Origin of the sequence: Cyanobium sp. Lug-B, assembly GCF_024345635.1 — a bacterium.
GTDB lineage: Bacteria > Cyanobacteriota > Cyanobacteriia > PCC-6307 > Cyanobiaceae > Cyanobium > Cyanobium minutissimum.
This window is the reverse complement of the sequence record NZ_JAGQBM010000006.1, coordinates 1-20,158: the sequence shown is the minus strand read 5'-3', so window position 1 is coordinate 20,158 and position 20,158 is coordinate 1. Positions and strand designations below refer to the sequence as shown.

Genomic DNA, 20,158 nt, shown 5'->3' with positions numbered 1-20,158 from the left:
GCACGGGGGTCTGGTTCGGTTCAGCCATGGTGGGCCTCCGCCAGGCTCCGCTGCACCACGAGCGCCAGGCGCTCCAGGTGCTCACTGCCGGTGTGGGGGTTGCCCAGCACCGCCTTGAGGTGGTGGAGCCCCCGGTAGACGGGCCGCGACAGCATGAGCTGCTCCCCCAGCAGGGCCGCCCGGGTGGCCGCGCTCCAGCGCTCGGCGCCGGCGGCGCCTGAGCCCTCGGGACGGAAGGCGAGCAGGTGCAGGGGGCCGCTGCAGAGGGCCAGGCCGCCGATGGCCCGCAGCCGCCGTTCCAGCTCCCTGCGGCGCTGGACGGCCGCGTCAATCAGGGCGGCCATGCCGTCAAGGCCCAGCTGACGCAGCCCCAGCCAGAGCTTGAGGATCTCCCCCGGCCGGGTGCCCTGGAGGCCCGCCTCCCCCTGGTGGCCGCCGCCCCAGCTGGGCTCCATGTAGGGCAGGCCGGTGCTGAAGGCGCGCTGGAGGTGGCGGGGGTTGGCCAGCAGCAGCAGGGAGGAGGTCTTGGTGATGCCCAGCAGCTTCTGGGGATTGACCGTGATCGAATCGGCCAGCCCCAGGCCGCCCAGAAGGGGAGCGAGCCGCTCGCTGAAGGCGAAGATCGCCCCGATGGCCCCGTCCACATGCAGCCATTGGCCGTAGCGACGACAAAGGGCGGCGATGGGCTCCAGGGGATCGAGGGCGCCCCGCACGGTGGTGCCGGAGGTCGCCACCACCGCGATCACGGGGACGCCGGCCCGATCGAGGCGGGCCAGCCTCTCCTCGAGGGCCAGGGGGTCGAGGGCGCCGGCGGCGGTCACCGGCAGCCGCACGAGGGCCTCGGCCGGCAGGCCCATCACGGCCACGGCCTTGATCAGGGACACGTGGGCCTCCTCGCTGCAGAGAACCACCGCGTCGCTCCGGGAGGCCAGACCCCGCCGGTGGCGGGCGGTGACCAGGGCCATCAGGTTGCTGAGGCTGCCGCCGCTGGCCGCCACACCGCCGGAGCCCTCGGGCAGGCCGAGACGTCCCGCGATCCAGGCGCACAGGGCCCGCTCCAGGCGGCTCAGGCTGGGGGAGAGTTCCTCGGCCAGCAGATTGTTGTTCAGCCCGGCACAGATCAGGTCGGCCACGATCGAGGCCGACAGGGGCGGCGGGTCGAGGTGGGCCAGGGCGCCGGGATGGTTGGGGTTGTAGGCCCCCTCCATCACAAGCTGCAGATCGGCCAGCAGCCGGTCGCTGCCCAGGCCCTCGGCCTCCGGCTCCACCACCGGCAGCACGCTCAGCCCGGGCAGGGGTGTGCCGTGGCCGGCCTGACCCAGCCAGCGGCACAGCAGGCCGGACGCCTGCTGCAGAAAAGCCTCCAGGGCCGGATCCACCTGGAACGGATCCACGAAGGAGCCGCACTCCCTGGGGGGCGGCGCTGGCCGCGGGGCGGGGGGGACGCTGGCCAACGGCGACGGTGGGGGCTTCGGCATTCTGCCGCTTGCCCCTCCGGAGGCATGGCTAGAAGGACTTCATCCTGCATGACGCGTCCATGCTGAATGACGCCGCCAGCCTGCTGTGGATGGAGCGGCTGCTGCGCCTCGCCGACGTGGTCGGGGCGGGGGGGGAGATCCCGGTGGCGGCGGCCTTGCTGGATGAGGCCGGCCGCTGTGTGGGCTGGGGCAGCAACCGGCGCCACCGGCGGGCGGACCCCCTCGGGCACGCCGAACTGCTGGCCCTGCGCCGGGCAGCGGCCACCCGGGGCGACTGGCGCTTCAATGGCTGCACCCTGCTGGTGACCCTCGAGCCCTGCCCGATGTGCGCCGGCGCCCTGATCCAGGCGCGGGTGGGCACGGTGATTTACGGGGCGGCCGATCCGAAGCGGGGCGGCCTCGGCGGCAGCCTGGATCTGTCGCGCCACCCCAGCGCCCACCACCACATGGTGGTGCGGGGGGGCGTGCTGGGGGAGCGGGCCGGGGAGCAGCTGGAGACCTGGTTCCGGCAGCGGCGCCGGGCCAGGCAGGCGTTACGGACCGGGGGAGAGGGGCCTGCCTGACTCAGGCGACACCGGCCGCGACCGCCGCCGGCGACGGGCGGAAGGCGGGCAGCTCGCTCTCGAAGATGGCCAGCAGCCGGTCGACATTTTCCGGGGTGCTGTTGTAGCCCATCAGGCCGATGCGCCACACCTTGCCGGCCAGGTCCCCCAGCCCGCCGCCCACTTCAATGCCGAAGCGATCGAGCAGGTGGCGGCTGAAGGCCTTGCCGTCGACTCCTTCCGGAATCCGGACCGTGGTGAGGGTGGCCAGCCGCAGGGGTTCGCTGACGTGCAGTTCCAGGCCCAGCCGTTCCAGGCCGGCCCAGAGACGCTCGGCGTTGCGGCGGTGGCGGGCCCAGGCGGCCTCCAGCCCCTCCTCGGCCAGCAGCCGCAGGGCTTCCCGCATGCCGAAGTTCATGTTCACCGGCGCCGTGTGGTGGTACACCCGGTCGCTGCCCCAGTACTTGTTCAGCAGGGAGACATCCAGGTACCAGTTCGGCACCTTGCCGGTGCGGGCGGCCAGCTTCGCCTCGGCCCGGGGGCCCATGGTGAAGGGGCCCAGTCCGGGGGGGCAGCTGAGGCCCTTCTGGCTGCAGCTGTAGGCGAGATCCACCTGCCAGGCGTCGATGTGCAGCGGCACCGCCCCGAGGGAGGTGACCGTATCCAGCAGCAGCAGGCAGTCGTGCCGGCGGCAGAGCTCGCCGATGCCCTCCATCGGCTGGCAGACCCCGGTGGAGGTCTCGGCGTGGACCATGGCCAGGATGGCGGGCTTGTGGGCGATCAGGGCCGCCTCGATCTCGGCCAGGTCGAAGGCCTCGCCCCAGGGCCGTTCGATGGTGGCCACCTCGGCCCGGTAGCGACCGGCCATGTCGACCAGGCGCTGACCGAAGTAGCCCATCACCGCCACCAGCACCTTGTCGCCGGGTTCGATGGTGTTGGCCAGGGTCGCCTCCATGGCGGCGCTGCCGGTGCCGCTCATCGGGATGGTGAGCCGGTTGTCGGTCTGCCAGGCGTAGCGGAGCAGTTCCTGCACCTCACCCATCAGATCGATGTAGAGGGGATCCAGGTGGCCGATCGGCATCCGGGCCAGGGCCTGCAGCACCGTGGGGTGGGCGTTGGAGGGACCCGGACCGAGCAGCAGACGCTCGGGGGTGGCAATGGGGTCCAGGGTGAGGCGGTGGACGCTGCTGACGGATGGAGGCACTGGGAGAGGAGGCAAGACCTGGCGGGGCGGCAGAGGTGAAGGGAGATTAGGAAACGGTCGCCTCAGCGGGCCCGGACATTGCTGGAGGAGAGGCCGCGGCAGAGGTGCTCGAAGGGAGCCCGCACCAGGCCGGTGTCGGCCATGCCGGCATCGGCCAGCATCTCGGCGATCACCTCACCGAGGAGGGCGATGCTGCGGACGGTGGGACCGGTGGGCACCCCCAGGCTCTTGTAGGTGTCGTCGAGACCGTTGAGCACCCGCTCGTCGAGGATGGTGAAGTCATCGGCGACCAGGGCGTAGCTGGCGTAGCGCAGGAAATAATCCATGTCGCGCAGGCAGGCCGCCAGCCGCCGGGTGGTGTAGGCGTTGCCGCCGGGGAGCAGCAGTTCAGGGTCCTCCAGCCAGAGGCGCTGGGCCGCCTCCCGCACGATGGTGGCGGCTTCCCGGTTGATCAGCTCGACAGCAGCCAGCCGCAACTCCGCCTGACCGAAATAGGAATCGATCCGATCGATCGCGGAGCGATCGAAATAGCGGCCCAGCTGGTCGTAGCGACCGATCAGACCGGTGATGGCATCTCGCATGGACGAAACGGATCGACGCACCTGAAGCGGAAGGTAGCACTCGCAATCCGCCAGATTCCTGTGCTGCGGCTGGTTCTGGGGAATCTGACAGAAACGGTTACGCGGCCACCGGCCGATCGGGGGGGCACCATCGTGGCGGCAGCCTTCCCCCCCGCCCCCGCCATGGCCACCTCCGCCCAGGACGTCCTGCGCCGCCTCGGGGACGACGGCATCGAGCGCATCGACCTCAAGGTGACGGACCTGGCGGGGCGCTGGCGGTCGATCGGGCTGGAGGCCCATCGCTTTGGAGAGGGGGCCTTCCACCACGGCCTGGCCCTCGACGGCCTGGTGCTCCACCCCGACCCGGCCAGCGCCTGGATCGACCCCTTTCTTTCCCCCCGGAGCCTGAGCCTGATCGCCGCCGTCGAGGGGCCACCCGACAGCGCCGGGCGTCTGCGCCATTGCACGCGCACCGTCGCGGCCCACGCCCAGGCCCTGCTGGCGGGCAGCGGACTGGCCGACGCCGCCCGCTTCGGCGCCGAAGCCGGCTACTTCCTGTTCCAGGAGCTCACGTCCCAGGCCGACGATCTCGGCTGCGGTTACCGGGTCGCCCGCGGCAGCGCCATCACCCAGGTGCTCCACAACGAGCTGGGACACACCCTGGCGGCCCTGGGGATCCGGGCCCGCCTGCCGCACCAGCCGCCGGGCGGCCCCCTGCAGAGCCTGACGCTGGCGAGCGGCGATCCGCTGCGGACCGCCGACGCCCTGATGGTGAGCCGCTACGTGGTGCGGAACGTGGCCCGCCGTCACGGCTGGAGCGCCACCTTCCTGCCCAGGCCCACCCTGGAGCCCACCTGCGCCGGCCTGGCGGTGCACCAGAGCCTGTGGAGGGCCGGCCATCCCCTGTTCGCCGGGGAAGGCACCTACGGCGACCTGTCCCAGACCGCCCGCTGGTACCTGGGGGGGCTGCTGCGCCATGGTCCCTCCCTGGCCGCCTTCACCAACCCGGGCACCAACAGCTACCGGCGGCTGGGGAGCGGCCCCCAGGCGCCGGCCCGCCTGGCCTACGCCCGCAACGACCCGGCCACCACGGTCGCGGTTCCCGAGCCGGACGGGGACCCCGGCCGGCGGCGGCTGGTGCTGCGCCAGGCCGACGGGCTGGCCAATCCCTACCTGGCCTTCAGCGCCATGCTGCTGGCGGGCCTCGACGGGGTGCGCCACCAGATCGATCCCGGCCCCCCCGCCGATCGGGAGCCCGCCCCGACGATGGCGCCTCCGGATCCGGCCGATGGGCAGCGCCTTCCCGCCGACCTGGGCGCCGCCCTGGCGGCCCTGGCCGCCGACCAGGACTACCTGCTGGCCGGCGATGTCTTCAGCCGGGAGCTGCTCGATGACTGGATCGCCCTGAAACGTTCGGACATGGAGGCCCTCGAGCACCGCCCCCATCCGCTCGAGTTCGTCGCGGAGGCCAGCGCCTGAGTCAGGGCCGCAGCAGCCAGGCCAGCAGCATCCCGAGCCCGCCCCAGCGCAGGGCCGTCCAGAAGCGATCACCGTGCCGCCCGCGGGGCAGCAGGGCCTCCGGAAGCGGGTCCAGCAGCCGCTGGGCCAGCTCCAGCCGCTGGCGCCTGCGGCGCAGGCTGACGCCGCTGGCGGCCACCGCCCCGGAGCGACCGGCCAGGCTCAGCACCGCCGCCAGGTGGTGGAGCACTCCCGGGGACGGGGGGCGGCGGGGGCGCTGGGGACGTCTCATGGCGGCGCGATCGACAGGGCGAGGCCTGGAGCGACAGGATGGATCCACTTCGGTCCGATCGTCCAGTGGAAGCCCCCGCCGCTCCAGCCGGATCGCCCTCCATCGCGCGCGCCGCCCTCCCGGCGAGCCGCTCCTGGCCCGCCGAGGCCCTGCCCCTGGCCGAGCGCCTGCACCGCCAGCTCAGCATCGGCGATCGGGAGTGGCACGCCCTGAAGCGTCAGCGCCCCCGGCGGGCCGCCGAACAGCTGGCGGCGGCGCTGGTGCAGCTGCTCGCCGCCGATGACCCCGGCGCCACCGCGCCCAGCGATGGCCGCCTGCGCGCCATCGCCCTGCTGGAGAACGCCCAGGCCTGGCTCCGGGCCGAGATCAGCGATCCGGGCTGTCCTGCCCACGGGCGCTGACCGCGGCCCGCCGGGCCGCAAGCTGCAGCCGGTTGCCGCGACCGCTCCAGCGCACGTCGTCGAAGCAGTGGTGAATGAGGAACAGGCCCCGGCCGGAGGGGGCATCCTCCTGGCAGGGCAGACAGGCCTGGCGGGCATGGACGGGCAGGCCGGGCCCCTCGTCCTGCACCTGCCACACCACCCAGCGCGGTGTGACGATCCGACGGATCCTCAGGCACTTGCCCGGATCGCAGCCGTTGCCGTGGCGCACCGCGTTGACCAGGGCCTCCTGGAGACCGAGCTGCAGCTCCGCCTGGCGCAGGGCGCAGCCGATGGGTTCAAGGAGCAGCTCCACCAGCGGGCCCAGCTGCAGGGTGGAGGGGGTGATGTAGTCGGCCCAGCGGAGCTGCATGAAGCAGGTGGTCCCATTCGCCTGACTGGAACCTAACGCGGGCGCCCCGCCGCTGCCTCCTCCAGGCGCGCCTGGATGGCGGGATGTTGCAGAAGGGCGTCCATGAGGCGCACCCCCCGCAGCTGGTTGATCAGGGGCATGTGGCCCTCGGGGGCGTCGATCGTCCACTGGAAGGACCCCGGGTAGCGGGTCCAGGTGCCGTCGGTCTTCCAGCCCAGGCGGGGCCAGAGACGTTCCCACTGCCCCTGGCAGGCCTGCAGCAGCCGGGCCTGGGTGGAGAAGCCGAAGCGCCCCTGGGAGTAGCAGGTCCAGAGGCGGTCGAGGCTGGTGAGATCGATGGCGGGCATGGTCGCCACCTCGCTGTAATAGACGTAGCCGCGGCGCACGGCCCCCTCGCCGGCCAGCTGCCGCAGGTGGTCACTGGTGAGCCGGTCGGCCTCCTCGAACGCCTGCCGCATCAGATGGTGCTGCAGCGGCCCGTAGTCGAGCCCGGCGACGCTGGTGACGGCGAGCCAGCCCTGCGGATGGCGGGCCAGCAGGGCCTCCTGGCGAACGGTGTCACCGGAGGCCAGCAGCAGCTGGATCAGGTGGCCGGCGGCCCAGTCGTCTCCGGTGGCGTCAAGGCGGTCCAGCCGGTCCGGGATCCGATCCAGCAGGGCGTCGCCGGCCTGACCGAGGCTGGACAGCAGGCTGCGGCGCTGACGGGCCGAGCCCGAAAGGAAGCGCTCCAGCAGCTGATCGGCATCGACGGTGCTGGAAACCGGAGGACCGGAGAGCATGGGGGAGACGACCGGCCGGAGAGGCAGCAGGGTGGGTCCCACTATGTCAGGAGCGATGGGCCCTGGCCTGGGGTCTGCGCCGCCATGGGAGCGGGGACGGGCTCTGCCTAAAGTCACCTTTTGAGCGAGTGCCATGGCCGCCGCCATTCAGTTCTTCCGCGGGGTGGACGAGACGGTCGTGCCCGACATCCGCCTGACCCGCTCACGGGATGGCCGCACCGGTCAGGCCACCTTCGTGTTCGAGGAGCCCGAAGCCCTGGCGCCCCAGTCGGTGGGGGACATCACCGGCATGTTCATGCTGGATGAGGAGGGCGAGATGGTGACCCGGGAGGTGAAGGCCCGCTTCGTCAATGGCAAGGCCAGCGCCCTGGAAGCCACCTACACCTGGAAGAGCACCGCCGACTTCGAGCGCTTCATGCGCTTCGCCCAGCGTTACGCCGACGGCCACGGCCTGGGCTTCGCCGGCCAGGGCGACGAGCCGGCCGAGGAGGCTCAGGAGGAGGTTTGAAATTCGGCCAGTGGCTGGGCCTGATCGCCCTGCTGGCGGCGCTGGTGCTGCTGTGGAGCCTGCGTGACGCCCTGATCCTGCTGTTCGCCGCCGTGGTGCTCGCCATGGCCCTCTGCACCCTGGTGGGCGCCATCCGGGAGCGGATCGGCGTCGCCCGGCCCCTCGCCCTGCTGCTGGCCCTGGTGCTGGTGAGCCTGGTGGTGCTGATCGTCGCCACGGTGGTGATCCCACCCTTCATCAGCGAGTTCCGGCAGCTGGTGCTGCAGGTGCCTCGGGCCTGGGACGAGCTGCTGAAGCTGCTGCGCCAGGCCCTCGAGGGCGCCTCCCAGATGCTCTACGGCCGCCGGGACGGCAGCCTGGACTGGATCAAATCGACCCTGTCGGTTCCCAACTCCCTGCCTCCCGATCTGCTGGGCCGGCTCGGCGGCGGTGCCATCGGCCTGGTGGGGGTGGCCGGCAACCTCGGCGCCGGTCTGCTCCAGACCCTGTTCGTGGTGGCCGTTTCCCTGATGGTGGCCGCCCAGCCCACCGCCTACCGGGAAGCGATGCTGCTGCTGGCCCCCTCCTTCTACCGGAGGCGCCTGCGCCAGGTGCTGGTGGCCTGCGGCACCGCCCTGAGCAGCTGGATGGTGGGGGTGCTGATCAGCTCCCTCTGCGTGGGCCTGCTGGCGGCGATCGGCCTGTCCCTGCTGGGCGTGAAGCTGGTGGCGGCCAACGCCCTGCTGGCCGGCCTGCTGAACATCATCCCCAATGTGGGGCCCACGCTCAGCACCATCTTCCCGATGTCGGTGGCCCTGCTGGATGCCCCCTGGAAGGCCGTGGCCGTGCTGCTGGTGTACGTCCTGATCCAGAACCTCGAGAGCTACGTCATCACCCCCTCGGTGATGCACCACCAGCTGCAGCTGCTGCCCGGGCTCACCCTCACCGCCCAGCTGCTGTTCACCCTGCTGTTCGGTCCCCTCGGCCTGCTGCTGGCCCTGCCGCTGGCGGTCTGTCTCCAGGTGCTGCTGCGGGATGTGCTGATCCATGACATCCTCGATCCCTGGAAGCGGGAACGGCGGCGGACATGAAGGCACGCACCCTGCTCGGGGCCCTGGCCCTGGTGGCGCTGCTGCTGCTGCTGTGGGAACTGCGCTGGGTGCTGCTGATCCTCTTCGGAGCCGTGGTACTGGCGGTGGCCCTCGATGTGCCCACCAGCCTGCTGCGCCGGCTCACCCCCCTGAACCGGGGAGCCTCCCTGTCGCTGGTGCTGCTGGTCCTGCTGACGATCGGCTGGCTGCTCGCCAATCTGCTGCTGCCGGAACTGATCGACCAGGTCCGCCAGTTCAGCCAGCTGGTGCCCGAACTGATCCAGCGGCTCGGCAAGGTGGTGCCCAGCACCCCCCTGCTGCGGGACCTGGAGCGGCAGCTGGCCGAAGGAACCCTCTGGGACCGGCTGCAGCCCCTGGGCGGCCAGCTGCTCGGTGTGGCCGGCGGCGCCGCCAACAGCACGATCCAGCTGCTGCTGATGCTGCTGCTGGCGATCCTGATGGCCCTCGATCCCGCCAGCCACCAGCGCCTGCTGGTCGCCGCCACACCCCGGTTCTACCGGCCGCGCATGCAGGAACTGCTGGGGGAATGCCGTGAGGCCCTCGGGGGCTGGCTGGCCGGCATGACCATCTCAGGCACGGTGGTGTTCGTCACCACCTGGGCCGGCCTGGCCCTGCTGCAGGTGCCCCTGGCCCTGCTGAGCGGCCTGGTCTGCGGCCTGCTCACCTTCGTGCCCACCATCGGGCCCACGGCCGCCACCCTGCTGCCCCTGGCCGTGGCCCTGCTGATCTCGCCGGCCAAGGTGGTCCAGGTGCTGGTGCTGCGGCTGCTTCTCCAGAACGGCGAGGCCTTCCTGCTCACCCCGGTGCTCCTGAGCCGCACCGTCAACCTGCTGCCCACGGTGGCGCTGATGGCCCAGCTGAGCCTGGGGGCCCTGCTGGGGTTGCCCGGCCTGCTGCTGGCCCTGCCCCTGGTGGTGGTCCTGCAGGTGGTCTGCGAAGAGGTGCTGGTCCGGGATGTGATGGACCGCTGGGACCGGGCCTGAACGCCCGGATCAGCCCTGGGGCCTGATCGCTTCAGCCGCGGGCGCGGCGGTAGTGGTGCCAGAGGGAGGGCTGGGCCACCAGCACCGTGACGGCCAGCAGGTGGGAGCGGACGGCGGCGGTGAGGGAGGTGAGGGTGAGGTGGTCCCAGAGCAGGATCAGCTCCACCCGCAGGTCGATCAGGGCCAGCACCAGCAGCACCACGGGCAGCAGGGGCCAGCCACGCCGGGTCGCCTCGATGCGCTCGGGGCCCCTCATCGCTTCGACAACACCGGCAGCAGGGTGGGGGCCAGGCCGATGCTCGACCAGCTGCCGACGGCGATGCCCACCGTGAGCGCCACGGCGAACCAGAACAGGGTGCTGCCGCCGAAGAAGATCAGGGCCACCAGCGGCAGCAGGGTGGTGAAGGAGGTGTAGAGCGAGCGGGTGAGGGTGGCATCCACGGCCACATCCACCTGGTCCACCAGGGGAAGCTCCCCGAGGGTGCGGCGCTGCTCACGGATCCGGTCGTAGACCACCACCGTGTCATTGACCGAATAGCCGGCGATCGTGATCAGGGAGACCGCGAACAGGGAATCGACCTCGATGCCCTGGAGCAGGCCCAGCCAGGCGAACAGTCCGCAGGTGATCAGCACGTCGTGGGCCAGGCACAGCAGGGCCAGCCCGGCGAAGATGCCGCTGTAGCTGAAGGTGATGTAGGCGGAGATCGCCACGAAGCTCACCAGCAGGGAGATGAGGCTGCCGCGCAGCAGCCGCGAGCCCAGGGTGGGACCGATCGTGTTGACCGAGGTGCCGCTGGAGCGCAGCGGCCCGAACCGGGCGGCCAGGTCGCCGACCAGGGCCGTGCTCTGGTCGGCGTCGAGGGCCGGCAGGCGCAGCAGCAGGGACCGGCCGCCATCCAGCACCTGCACCGAGGCGCTGCCCAGGCTGGGGGGACGCTCCCCTTCCGGGGCCGGCAGGGTGAGGCGGCTGAGGCCCTGGCGCACCTCGGCGGGGGTCACGGCCTTGCAGGGGGAGCAGTCCCGCTCCACCTGCACCTGGGTGCCGCCGGTGAAGTCGAGGCCGGGTCGCAGGGGGGCCCCGATGGCCGGGTTCAGCCAGCAGAGGGCCAGCCCCAGCAGGCTCAGGCCGCAGGCCAGCCCCGAGCCCAGCCAGGCCAGCCGCCGGTGGCGGTTGATGCGGAAGCGGGGGGAGGGGACGGAGGTCATGGGAGACATTCAGGCCACGCCCGCCGGGGCCGCGCCGGCCCGGACGGGCGGCAGCTGGCGGGCGGGGAGGAAGTAGGTGGGGCGCCGCAGGGCCGGGTAGCTCATCAGCAGCCGCAGCAGGGTGCGGGTGCAGGTGAGGGCGGTGAACAGGCTGAGCAGCAGGCCGATCGCCAGGGTGACGGCGAAGCCCTTCACCAGGCCGGTGCCGAGGAAGAACAGGGCGGCGCAGCTGATCAGGCCGGTGACGTGGCCGTCGATGATCGAGGACAGGGCCAGGGAGAAGCCCGTGTCGATGGAGCGGATCAGGGTGTTGCCGGCCCGCAGTTCCTCCTTGATGCGCTCGAAGATCAGCACGTTGGCATCCACCGCCATCCCCATGGACAGGATGAAGCCGGCGATCCCCGGCAGGGTGAGGGTGACGGGAATCAGGGCGTAGATGGCCAGGTTGAACAGGGCGTAGAGGCTCAGGGCCAGCACCGCCACCATCCCGGGCAGGCGGTAGACCACGGCCATGAACACCGCCACCAGGGCCAGGCCCGAGAGGCCGGCCACGAGGCTGGAGCGGATGTTCTCGGCGCCCAGGGACGGGCCGACGGTGCGCACCTCGACGATCTTCACCGGCAGGGGCAGGGAGCCCCCCCGCAGCTGGACCTCCAGGTCGCGGGCCTCCTCGGCGCTGAAGTTGCCGGTGATCGAGGCGGATCCACCGGTGATGCCGGCCACCTTGAACTGCTCGCCGACGCTGGCCTCGCTGATCGAGCGGCCATCGAGGACGATGCCGAGCACCCGGTTGGTGCCGGCGATCGACTGGGTGAGGGCGGCGAACTTCTCACCCCCTTCCCGGTTGAAGCCCAGGGTCACCTCCCAGCCGGTGCCGGTGGCCTGCTGCTGGCGGCCGGCGCTGGTGAGGTCCTTGCCGGTGATCAGGGGAGGGCCGTAGAGGGAGAGGATGCGGCGATTGGTTTCCCGCAGCAGCAGCTCCAGCTGGTCGACCTCGCTGGTGCCGGGGGGAACCTGAATCCCGAGGGAGGTGAGCGCCTTGGCCAGGTCCTCCGCCGACAGGGAGACCGGCGCCGGCGGTGGCGGGGCCGTGGGGTCGTCGAGGGCGGAGGGGGGCCGCTTGGAGCGCAGCACCGACTCGGCCTGGCGCTTGAGGCCCAGCAGGCCTTGCATCTCCTGCTCGGTGCCGGGCTTCTGGGCCCGGAACTCCAGCAGGGCCGTGCTGCCCAGCACCCGGGCCGCCTGGCTGGGATCCTGTTCACCCGGCAGCTGCAGCACCAGCTGGTCGCTGCCCACGGCCTGGAGGGTGGATTCGGCCACGCCCAGGCCGTTGATGCGGCGCTCCAGCACGTCCTTGACGGCCTCCAGCTGCTCGGCATCCACCCGGGTGATGGCGCCGGCCGGCATCACCTGGAGGGTGAGCTGGCTGCCGCCGCGGAGATCGAGACCGAGCTGCAGGCCGTAGTTGGCCAGCAGGGCCCCGGAGGCGATGGTGAGGGCCAGGATGAGGGCGAACCAGCCCTGTTGGCGTCCCATCTCAGCGTCGACCCGCCTTCAGATCGTGCGCCGCGGCAACGATCTGGTGGGGCTGAATGATGGTGAGGTTCTCCAGGTTGCCGTTGTACGGGGTGGGGATGTCCTGGGAGGAGAGGCGCACCGGCCGGGCGTCCAGGTCGTCGAAGCAGTGCTCGGTGATCAGGGCGATCAGTTCGGCGCCGATGCCGCCGGTCTTCATGCATTCCTCCACCACCACCACCCGATGGGTCTTGCGGATCGAGCGGGCGACGGTCTCCATGTCGAAGGGCTTGAGGCTGATCAGGTCGATCAGTTCCACATCCACACCCTCGGCCTCCAGCTGCTCCACCGCCTTGAGGCAGTGGTGGCGCATGCGCGAATAGGTGAGCATCGTGACGTCCTTGCCTTCACGGACGACCTCGGCCTGGTCGAGGGCACAGATGTAGTCGCCCTCGGGGATCTCCTCGCTGAGGTTGTAGAGAAGAACGTGCTCGAAGAAGAGCACCGGATTGTTGTCGCGGATGGCGGCCTTCATCAGGCCCTTGGCATTGGTGGGGGTGCTCACCGCCACGATCTTGATGCCGGGCACGGCATGGAAGTAGGCCTCGAGGCGCTGGCTGTGCTCGGCGCCGAGCTGGCGGCCGACGCCACCGGGTCCGCGCACCACCGCCGGGATCGTGTAGTTGCCGCCGCTGGTGTAACGCAGCATCCCCATGTTGTTGGAGATCTGGTTGAAGGCGAGCAGCAGAAAGCCCATGTTCATGCCCTCCACGATCGGCCGCAGGCCGGTCATGGCGGCACCGACGGCCATGCCGGTGAAGCTGTTCTCGGCGATGGGGGTGTCCAGCACCCGCAGTTCGCCGTACTTCTCAAACAGGTCCTTGGTGACCTTGTAGGAGCCGCCGTAATGGCCCACGTCCTCTCCCATGACACAGACATGGGGGTCGCGGGCCATCTCCTCGTCGATGGCTTCGCGCAGGGCGTTGAACAGAAGAGTTTCAGCCACGGAGCAGGGGCCTGTGCGCGGCCAACCTATCTCAGCCGCCGGCGGCGAAGGTGCTGAGCAGCAGGACCGACAGGAGCATGCCCGGCAGCAGCAGGACCACCAGCAGACCCAGGTCGTGGGGTGTCATCGGCGGGAGGGACGGCAGGGGGGCAGCTTAGGAAGGGGATTCGGCCTCGGCCGGCCAAAGGCTGCGGATGAACACCAGGAACAGCCCCAGGCCGATGAAGGCGAAGGTGAAGGTGGCCAGGAAGCACATCCCCACCATCAGGGTCTTCATGGCGGTGGCGATGCTCTGGGCGAAGGCCGAGTCGAAGTGGGGGGGATGGGTCACGTACCAGCCCACCACCCGCTGGCTCACCCCCAGGCTCAACCAGGCCAGCAGTCCGCTGGTGAGGGCACCGGAGAGGAAACTGAGGGGTCCCTTGCGCGGCGGCGGGGCGGGTCGTTCGTCGGTCATGGCGCGGATCCATCCGTCACCAGGCTGACACCGGATCCGCCGCAGCGGCAGCACCAGGCGTCGAAGCCCAGGGCCTCCAGCGGCTCCGCCAGGGACTCCCGGGCCGCCTCGGCCGTGGCCAGATCCGGATGGAGCGCGAAGAGGCTCGGCCCCGAGCCGCTCATGGCGACGGCCAGGGCCCCCGGGCCGCGGCGCAGCAGGTCGAGGCCGGCGCGGATGCTCGCCACCTCCGGCTCCACCACCGCCTGCAGATCGTTGCGCAGGTGGGGCAGCGGGCCCCGGCCGGCCAGGGCCGTCACCAGGGGGCCCTGACGCAGAGCCTGGCGCCGCTGCTCGAAGTCGGCTTCGGCGTCGAGATAGAAATCACCGCGCAGGTCCCGGCAGCGGCCGTAGGCCCAGGGGGTGGAGACACTGGCCTCTGGATGCTTGATCAGCAGCACCGCCTGGCCGGGCGCCCCTTGCGCCGTCACGGGCTCGAGCCGCTCCCCGCGGCCGAAGCAGAGCTGGGTGCCGCCCTCCAGGCAGAAGGGCATGTCCGATCCCAGTTCGGCCGCCAGCCCGTGCAGCCGCTCCGAGCCCAGGGCCAGGCCCCAGAGGGCGTCAAGGCCCACCAGGGCGGCGGCCCCATCGCTCGAGCCCCCCGCCAGGCCGGCGCCGATGGGGATGCGCTTGTGCAGCGTGATGTCCACCCCCAGTTCCGGCAGGCCCACCCGGGAGCGCAGCAGCTCGGCCGCCCTGACGATCAGGTTGGTGCCGTCGCTGGGCAGGTCGGCGTTGTCGCTGCGCAGCCGGATCATGGCGTCGGCGGTGGTGCGCAGCACCAGGGTGTCGGCGAGGTCGATGCTCTGCATCACCATCGCCAGCTCGTGGTAGCCGTCCGGCCGCAGACCCAGCACCTCCAGGTGCAGGTTGATCTTGGCGGGGGCCCGCACCGTCACATCTGCCATCGGGATCACGCTCTGCCGGGATCGGCGCTCGATGCCCGATTCAAGCCGGTGGCGAGGGCCAGCCAGCGCTCGGGCCCCAGCTCCTGGGGCCGCTGCTGCAGATCGACACCGGCGGCGGCGGCCACCTCCAGCAGCTGGGGCGCCGGCAGCAGGCCCGCAAGGGTGGTGCGCAGCATCTTGCGCCGTCCGGCAAAGCAGCGCGTCAGCAGCCGCTCCACCGCCAGGGCCTGGTCCAGCGGCGGCAGCGACTCCGGCGGGACGGGCTCGATCACGATCACCTCCGAGGTGACCTTCGGCGGCGGGGAGAAGCAGCGGGCCGGCACCGGGCAGACGCTGCGGCAGCGGGCCAGCAGCTGCAGGCGCACGCTGAGGGCCGAAAAGGCGCTGCTGCCCGGCCGGGCCCGGATCCGCTGGCCCACCTCCTGCTGCACCAGCAGCACCAGGCGCTCGAAGCGGCAGGGGGCGGGCCGGCCCAGACGCCCCACCAGCTGCTCCAGCAGCGGTCCGGTGATGTTGTACGGGATGTTGGCGACCACCTTGGTCGGCGCCGGACGGTCGGGGAAGGGCAGCGCCATCTCCAGCACGTCCCCCTCGATCAGGGTGAAGCGCCCGTCGCCAGCGAACCGCTGCCGCAGGCCCGTCACCAGGTCCCGGTCCAGTTCCACCGCCAGCAGCGAGGCCGCAGGCGACGCCAGCAGCCGTTCGGTCAGGGCGCCCCGGCCCGGGCCGACCTCCAGCACGTGGTCGTCGCTCCGCAGCTCGGCGGCGGCCACGATGCGATCGAGGACCTGGCCATCGGTGAGCCAGTGCTGCCCGAAGCGCTTACGGGCCCGGTGGCCGCTGAAGGTCATGGAGGCGCCGGCAGGTCTCCCCAGATTGCAGCGCCGTCCGGCCTGGCTAGAGCAGGAGCAGCGTTTGCTTCTCCCCCCATGGCCCAGACATTGCGACGCAGCGACGCCAGGCGCAGCGGCCCCCTGCTGGCGGGGCCCCTGCTGGCCGGTGCGCTGGTGGCCGGTGCCCTGGCCGCCGTTGTGGCCCTGCCGGCGGGACCCGCCCGGGCCGGCAGCGTCACCGCCGAATCGATCTTCGACCGTCAGGCGACCCGGCAGCAGGCCAGGAGCCAGGTGCCCAAGGGCGCCACGGTCACCCGCACCGTCTGCGAGGACCTGGAGGTGGGTCTGGACAACACCCGCTACCGCTGCACCGTGTACTACACGATGACGCCAGCCCCGACCCCGGCCGCCACGCCGGCCACGGCCGCCCCGGCCCCCGCCCAGCCCTGAGCCCCCTTCTCCCCCGCCGGAGCGGCGGACCTTCGGAGGCTCGCTTCAGTCCCCCAGCCGGACCCATCGCACCGGAGCCCGGGCCGGCGGCAACGGCACCAGGGCCGCCACCTGCTCCACCGGCGTCCGCTCCCAGCGGGGGTGGGCCGCCAGCCAGCAGTCCCAGGCCCGCGCCAGCCGCCGGCGCTTCTGCCAGCGCAGGGCCGCCGTTCCGCTGCCATCCAGGCTGCCGGCGCGACGCCCCTTCACCTCCACCAGCAGCAGGCGCCCCGGCTTCCGGACGATGAGGTCCAGTTCCCCCCAACGGCAGCGCCAGTTGCGCTCCAGCAGCTCCCAGCCGCGCCGCCGCAGCAGCCGCAGCACCCGTTGTTCCGCCCAGGCGCCGTCTCGCTGGGCGGCGCTGCGGCAGCGGGCGGGGCCGGGGGCCATGGGCAGGGGATCCTCTGCCCCAGGGTTCCCGGTGGCCGCCACCAGCGGCGGGTGGCGGCGATCAGGGCCTCAGAACCAGTGATGCGGGTAGCGACGGCCGGGAATCAGCCAGCCGAAGCCCAGCGCCACCAGCAGCAGCACCAGGGAACCGGCCAGGACCGGCGCGACGACGTACGACGGCCCGGCGTGGAGCAGCACCCCGAGCAGGGCGACGGCGCCGGCGGGGGGATGGAGGCAGCGCAGCAGCTGTCCGGCGGCGATCGCCAGCGCCACCGCCAGCCCCATCACCCAGGGGGCCGTCCCCAGCCAGGCGACGCAGACCACACTCGCCAGGGCGGCCAGCCCGTTGCCCAGCAGCAGATTGCGGGGCTGGGCCAGGGGGCTCTCGGGATGCCCGAACAGCAGCACGCTGGAGGCCCCCAGCGGGGCGGCGACGAGCGGGTAGCGGCTGGCGGCGCTGATCAGGCCCAGCAGGGTGATGGCGACCAGGGCACCGGTCCAGGAGAGGAGCACCTCGGTGGGCCGGAAGCTGGGCTGATAGGCCCGCCCCTTGCGCCTCTGGGACTGGATCAGGGGGACGAGGAAGGCCAGAGCCATGGCCAAACTGTATCGGATCTAACCATTCACGGCCCACCAGGTGCCGGTACCGCGCCAGGCTCAGTAGTACCGACGCGGGTTCTGGCTGATGGCCAGCTGCACCTCCAGCAGGAACAGCAGCAGGCCCACGATCATGGCCCCCATGGCCGCCACGAACAGGGGCACCACGATGGCCGTGACATCCAGGGCCGCCACCGCGCTGATGAACAGCACCGCCACCACCGCGGCCACCAGCAGGGCGGTGACGGTGACCGCCAGGATCGCCCGGTTGATCAGGAAGGTGCGGCGGCGCTGCACCGCCAGCACCAGCTCCAGCCGATCCCCTTCCTCCGGATCGGGATCCGGCTTCGCCCGGCACTTCGCCAGGGCCTCCTGAAGCACACGGGTGCGGTCGATGATCCGGGCCAGCCGGGAGCTGAACAGGCTCAGCAGCCCGGTGACACCGGTGAACAGGAACACCGGCGCCACCGACAGCTGGATCGCCTTGGAGAGCCCCGCCACGGAGCGCCCATCGCCGATGTCGATGGACTGCAGCAGGGGGACGCTCCAGACCATCCCGGGGATCCCCTCAGGCCTCCGGTGTGATCTGGCTCTGGAGCAGGGCCTCCAGCTCCTGTTCGGAGAGCGGGGCCGAGAGCTGGTACCCCTGGCCGTGGCGACAGCCGAGGGTGAGCAGCATCTGGCGCTGCCGGGAGCGTTCCACCCCCTCCACCACCACCATGATCCCGGTGGCGTCACTGAGCCGGATCACCGCGCTGAGCATGGCCTGCTGCAGCTGGTCGTAGTCGATCGCGGAGATCAGGCTCCGGTCGATCTTCACCTCGCTGAAGGGCAGCTCGGTGAGCCGCTGCAGGCCGGAATAGCCGGTGCCGAAATCATCCATGGCCAGCGCGAACCCCTGCCGCCTCAGGTCCCGCAGCTGGTCGGCCACATGGGTGGACATCTCCAGGATGCTGCCTTCGGTGAGCTCCAGCACGATGCGGTCGGGCGTCAGCTGGTGGCGTTCCAGGGCCATCAGCAGGTCGCTGCTCCAGGTCGGGTCCTGCACCTGCAGCGGCGAGACGTTCACGCAGATCCGCCCGAGCTGCAGCCCGGCGAGGTCCCAGCGGTGCAGGGCCTCAAACGCCCGCTCCATCACCCAGCGCCCCAGGGAGGAGATCTGGGCCGTGGCCTCGGCCACGTCGATGAAGTCGGCGGGGGACTGGCGGCCCAGCACCGGGTCATCCCAGCGGCAGAGCACCTCGGCGGCGATCACCCGGCCGGATTCCAGCTCGATGATCGGCTGAAAGGCCAGCTCCAGCTGCTCCTGCTCGATCGCCAGGGCGAGGGGGCGGGCCAGAAGCTCCTGCAGCTGGACCGACCGCTCCACCGGCGCCGCGATGCAGCAGCTGGGGAAGGGCTGGCGGTGGGTTTCCTCCAGTGCCCGGGTGGCGGCATCCAGCAGCAGCGGAAACTCGCTGCCGTCATCGGGAGCGCGGCTGATGCCCACGTTCAGCGACGGCTCGATGACGTGCTCCAGCACCGTGGTGGGACTCTCCAGACTGGCCAGCAGCCCGCCGGCCATGTCGCGCACCGCGTCGATGCCCATCGCTCCCGGCACCAGGGCCAGCAGGCGGTCACCGCCCTGGCGGGAGAAGAATCCCCCGGCCGGAAGCGCCGCCTCCAGCCGGTGGGCGATCTCCTCGATCAGCGCCTCGCAGGCGGCGATGCCCAGCCGGCCGCGCACCAGGTCGAGCTGCAGCACCTGCAGATGCATCAGCACGGCACCGTCTGCATAGCGGTCGGCCACCAGGCCATCCAGATCCGCCAGATTCACCCGCTGGTCAAGCAGCTCCAGCAGGCACCAGACCGTCCCCGGCCCGACACCGGAGGGCAGGCGGGTGAGGAACAGGGGAATCGCCGCTTCGGCCCGCGGCCCACCGACCAGATCACTGCGCAGGGTCGCCACGCTCCCCGCCAGCAGCGGTGCCACGTCGGCGGCACAGAGCTCCTGCAGGGACCGCTGGCGCAGCGCCGCCGGCTCCAGCCCCGAACGCCGGCAGAAGGCCCCGTTCGCCGCCAGGATCACCCCCTGTCCGTCCGCCAGGGCCGCCGGCCGCTCGATTCTCTCCAGCAGGCCCTCGATCGCCCCGGCCCCCGCCTCCCCTGCCCCGGCGACGCTGCTCAGCATCGCTGTCCCGCTGCCGTGGTGCGGGGCCAGCGGCCGGGCCCTGATCGCCGGAAGCCCCTGGGCTGGAAGTCCCTGGTCATCAATGGGTGCGGAGAGCGAACGGGCCGCCGATGCGGTCCTGCATCACGCTAGTCGCCCCCTTCCCTTCGGCACCCCTCCACAGGCCTTGGAGCGGCGTGGAGCCCTTGCCTAGGCTGGCCTTCTCCGCTTCATCGCCGATGACGCGCCCCCTCTCCCCGTCCCGGTTCCCGGGCCTGCTGCTGGCCCTGCTGCTGGCCCTGCTGCTGGATGGACTGCTGCTGCTGGCCCGTCCCATGCCGGTGGCGGCGGCGATGGACTACGCCAAGCAGGTGCTGATCGGTGCCGATTTCCACGGCGCCGACCTGCGCGGCGTCACCTTCAACCTCACCAACCTGCGGGACGCCGATCTCTCGGGGGCCGACCTGCGCGGCGCCAGCCTGTTCGGCGCCAAGCTCCAGGACGCTGATCTGAGCGGCAGCGACCTGCGGGACGCCACCCTGGATTCGGCCGTGTTCGAGGGCACCGACCTGCGCAACGCCCGCCTCGACGACGCCTTCGCCTTCAACACCAAGTTCCGCGGCGTGCTCATCGACGGCGCCGACTTCACCAACGTCCCCCTGCGCGGTGATGCCCTCCCCAGCCTCTGTGCCGCCGCCAGCGGCACCAACCCCGTCAGTGGCCGCCTCCCCCGCGACACACTGAACTGCAGCTGAGCCCGCCCCGATGAGCTTCGATGCCCGCAGCCGTGAGCGGCTGGAGGCCCTCGGCCGCCAGCTGCCCCGCCCGCTGCCCGCCCCGCCGCCCCCCACGCCGACCGCCGGCGCCCCGGCCCCCGGGTCC

General features: G+C 71.7%; 25 protein-coding genes. 8 read left to right on the top strand and 17 right to left on the bottom strand.

Annotation, left to right across the window (positions count from 1 at the left end; genetic code table 11):
* Window positions 1-20: 20 nt before the first annotated feature.
* Window positions 21-1,454, bottom strand: coding sequence for a pyridoxal-dependent decarboxylase (locus KBY81_RS02540; RefSeq protein WP_254975498.1), 1,434 nt, complete (start codon window positions 1,452-1,454; stop codon window positions 21-23).
* Window positions 1,455-1,537: 83 nt separating this feature from the next.
* On the opposite strand from KBY81_RS02540, the gene KBY81_RS02535 reads away from it, so the two are divergent.
* Window positions 1,538-2,041, top strand: a complete 504-nt coding sequence (locus KBY81_RS02535) for a nucleoside deaminase (RefSeq protein ID WP_106219928.1) — start codon at window positions 1,538-1,540, stop codon at window positions 2,039-2,041.
* A 1-nt stretch (window position 2,042) separates the two neighbouring features.
* Here the strand turns inward: KBY81_RS02535 and KBY81_RS02530 are convergent, their stop codons facing one another.
* Together KBY81_RS02530 and KBY81_RS02525 are read right to left on the bottom strand one after the other, a co-directional pair.
* Window positions 2,043-3,224 (bottom strand): alanine--glyoxylate aminotransferase family protein, encoded by a 1,182-nt coding sequence (locus tag KBY81_RS02530; RefSeq protein WP_254975497.1) that lies wholly within the window; start codon window positions 3,222-3,224, stop codon window positions 2,043-2,045.
* Between the two features lie 62 nt (window positions 3,225-3,286).
* Window positions 3,287-3,805 (bottom strand): allophycocyanin subunit beta, encoded by a 519-nt coding sequence (locus tag KBY81_RS02525; protein ID WP_254971219.1) that lies wholly within the window; start codon window positions 3,803-3,805, stop codon window positions 3,287-3,289.
* A 162-nt stretch (window positions 3,806-3,967) separates the two neighbouring features.
* Between KBY81_RS02525 and KBY81_RS02520 the strand changes: the two genes are divergently transcribed.
* On the top strand, window positions 3,968-5,263 hold the full coding sequence (locus KBY81_RS02520; RefSeq protein ID WP_254975496.1) for a glutamine synthetase family protein: 1,296 nt from the start codon (window positions 3,968-3,970) through the stop codon (window positions 5,261-5,263).
* Window position 5,264: 1 nt separating this feature from the next.
* On the opposite strand, the gene KBY81_RS02515 is transcribed toward KBY81_RS02520, so the two are convergent.
* Window positions 5,265-5,534: a hypothetical protein gene (locus KBY81_RS02515; protein ID WP_146134540.1), complete on the bottom strand. Its 270-nt coding sequence runs from the start codon at window positions 5,532-5,534 to the stop codon at window positions 5,265-5,267.
* A 38-nt stretch (window positions 5,535-5,572) separates the two neighbouring features.
* Here KBY81_RS02515 and KBY81_RS02510 point away from each other — a divergent pair, with 38 nt between their 5' ends.
* Window positions 5,573-5,935 carry a DUF6439 family protein gene (locus tag KBY81_RS02510; RefSeq protein WP_254975495.1) on the top strand — a complete coding sequence of 121 codons (363 nt, stop codon included), beginning with the start codon at window positions 5,573-5,575 and terminating at the stop codon, window positions 5,933-5,935.
* Here KBY81_RS02510 and KBY81_RS02505 read toward each other — a convergent pair.
* The gene (locus KBY81_RS02505; protein WP_106219922.1) at window positions 5,901-6,326 is read right to left on the bottom strand and encodes an ATP-binding protein; all 426 of its coding nucleotides are present in this window, start codon (window positions 6,324-6,326) and stop codon (window positions 5,901-5,903) included. The genes KBY81_RS02510 and KBY81_RS02505 overlap by 35 nt on opposite strands.
* Before the next feature lie 32 nt (window positions 6,327-6,358).
* Entirely contained in the window at window positions 6,359-7,105 is a 747-nt protein-coding gene (locus KBY81_RS02500) for a GUN4 domain-containing protein (protein ID WP_254975494.1), read from the bottom strand.
* A 133-nt stretch (window positions 7,106-7,238) separates the two neighbouring features.
* On the opposite strand from KBY81_RS02500, the gene psb28 reads away from it, so the two are divergent.
* From psb28 to KBY81_RS02485, 3 genes are read left to right on the top strand one after another with little or no spacing between them, the layout of a single operon-like run.
* Window positions 7,239-7,613, top strand: a complete 375-nt coding sequence (psb28, locus tag KBY81_RS02495) for a photosystem II reaction center protein Psb28 (protein WP_015108118.1) — start codon at window positions 7,239-7,241, stop codon at window positions 7,611-7,613.
* On the top strand, window positions 7,610-8,683 hold the full coding sequence (locus tag KBY81_RS02490; protein ID WP_254975493.1) for an AI-2E family transporter: 1,074 nt from the start codon (window positions 7,610-7,612) through the stop codon (window positions 8,681-8,683). Before psb28 ends, KBY81_RS02490 begins: the two co-directional genes overlap by 4 nt.
* The gene (locus tag KBY81_RS02485; protein WP_254975492.1) at window positions 8,680-9,687 is read left to right on the top strand and encodes an AI-2E family transporter; all 1,008 of its coding nucleotides are present in this window, start codon (window positions 8,680-8,682) and stop codon (window positions 9,685-9,687) included. The genes KBY81_RS02490 and KBY81_RS02485 overlap by 4 nt, the downstream gene beginning before the upstream one ends.
* Before the next feature lie 31 nt (window positions 9,688-9,718).
* Here KBY81_RS02485 and KBY81_RS02480 read toward each other — a convergent pair whose 3' ends face one another.
* The 7 genes from KBY81_RS02480 to rsmA all read right to left on the bottom strand — a co-directional run bounded on the left by KBY81_RS02480 (window position 9,719) and on the right by rsmA (window position 15,669).
* Complete coding sequence (locus KBY81_RS02480) at window positions 9,719-9,943, bottom strand: hypothetical protein (protein WP_106219919.1); 225 nt, start codon at window positions 9,941-9,943, stop codon at window positions 9,719-9,721.
* Complete coding sequence (gene secF, locus KBY81_RS02475; RefSeq protein WP_254975491.1) at window positions 9,940-10,893, bottom strand: protein translocase subunit SecF; 954 nt, start codon at window positions 10,891-10,893, stop codon at window positions 9,940-9,942. The genes KBY81_RS02480 and secF overlap by 4 nt, the downstream gene beginning before the upstream one ends.
* A 9-nt stretch (window positions 10,894-10,902) precedes the next feature.
* Window positions 10,903-12,429, bottom strand: a complete 1,527-nt coding sequence (secD, locus tag KBY81_RS02470) for a protein translocase subunit SecD (RefSeq protein ID WP_254975490.1) — start codon at window positions 12,427-12,429, stop codon at window positions 10,903-10,905.
* 1 nt (window position 12,430) lies between these two features.
* Window positions 12,431-13,414, bottom strand: coding sequence for a pyruvate dehydrogenase complex E1 component subunit beta (locus KBY81_RS02465; protein WP_254975489.1), 984 nt, complete (start codon window positions 13,412-13,414; stop codon window positions 12,431-12,433).
* Window positions 13,415-13,568: 154 nt separating this feature from the next.
* Window positions 13,569-13,871 (bottom strand): DUF3082 domain-containing protein, encoded by a 303-nt coding sequence (locus tag KBY81_RS02460; RefSeq protein WP_094584495.1) that lies wholly within the window; start codon window positions 13,869-13,871, stop codon window positions 13,569-13,571.
* On the bottom strand, window positions 13,868-14,818 hold the full coding sequence (gene ispE, locus KBY81_RS02455; protein ID WP_254975488.1) for a 4-(cytidine 5'-diphospho)-2-C-methyl-D-erythritol kinase: 951 nt from the start codon (window positions 14,816-14,818) through the stop codon (window positions 13,868-13,870). The genes KBY81_RS02460 and ispE overlap by 4 nt, the downstream gene beginning before the upstream one ends.
* Before the next feature lie 5 nt (window positions 14,819-14,823).
* A complete protein-coding gene (rsmA, locus tag KBY81_RS02450) occupies window positions 14,824-15,669 on the bottom strand; it encodes a 16S rRNA (adenine(1518)-N(6)/adenine(1519)-N(6))-dimethyltransferase RsmA (RefSeq protein WP_254975487.1) in 846 nt (281 codons plus the stop codon).
* Between the two features lie 78 nt (window positions 15,670-15,747).
* Between rsmA and KBY81_RS02445 the strand changes: the two genes are divergently transcribed.
* Window positions 15,748-16,101: a hypothetical protein gene (locus KBY81_RS02445; protein WP_181280001.1), complete on the top strand. Its 354-nt coding sequence runs from the start codon at window positions 15,748-15,750 to the stop codon at window positions 16,099-16,101.
* A 45-nt stretch (window positions 16,102-16,146) separates the two neighbouring features.
* Here KBY81_RS02445 and KBY81_RS02440 read toward each other — a convergent pair whose 3' ends face one another.
* From KBY81_RS02440 to KBY81_RS02425, 4 genes are all read right to left on the bottom strand, one after another.
* A complete protein-coding gene (locus tag KBY81_RS02440) occupies window positions 16,147-16,530 on the bottom strand; it encodes a YraN family protein (RefSeq protein ID WP_106219913.1) in 384 nt (127 codons plus the stop codon).
* Window positions 16,531-16,599: 69 nt separating this feature from the next.
* Entirely contained in the window at window positions 16,600-17,127 is a 528-nt protein-coding gene (locus KBY81_RS02435) for an HPP family protein (RefSeq protein ID WP_106219912.1), read from the bottom strand.
* A gap of 60 nt (window positions 17,128-17,187) precedes the next feature.
* Window positions 17,188-17,682: a DUF2721 domain-containing protein gene (locus KBY81_RS02430; protein WP_106219911.1), complete on the bottom strand. Its 495-nt coding sequence runs from the start codon at window positions 17,680-17,682 to the stop codon at window positions 17,188-17,190.
* Window positions 17,683-17,695: 13 nt separating this feature from the next.
* Window positions 17,696-19,297 (bottom strand): bifunctional diguanylate cyclase/phosphodiesterase, encoded by a 1,602-nt coding sequence (locus tag KBY81_RS02425; protein WP_261357017.1) that lies wholly within the window; start codon window positions 19,295-19,297, stop codon window positions 17,696-17,698.
* A 218-nt stretch (window positions 19,298-19,515) separates the two neighbouring features.
* Here KBY81_RS02425 and KBY81_RS02420 point away from each other — a divergent pair, with 218 nt between their 5' ends.
* Window positions 19,516-20,031 (top strand): pentapeptide repeat-containing protein, encoded by a 516-nt coding sequence (locus tag KBY81_RS02420; RefSeq protein WP_315858464.1) that lies wholly within the window; start codon window positions 19,516-19,518, stop codon window positions 20,029-20,031.
* The last annotated feature ends 127 nt before the right edge of the window (window positions 20,032-20,158 follow it).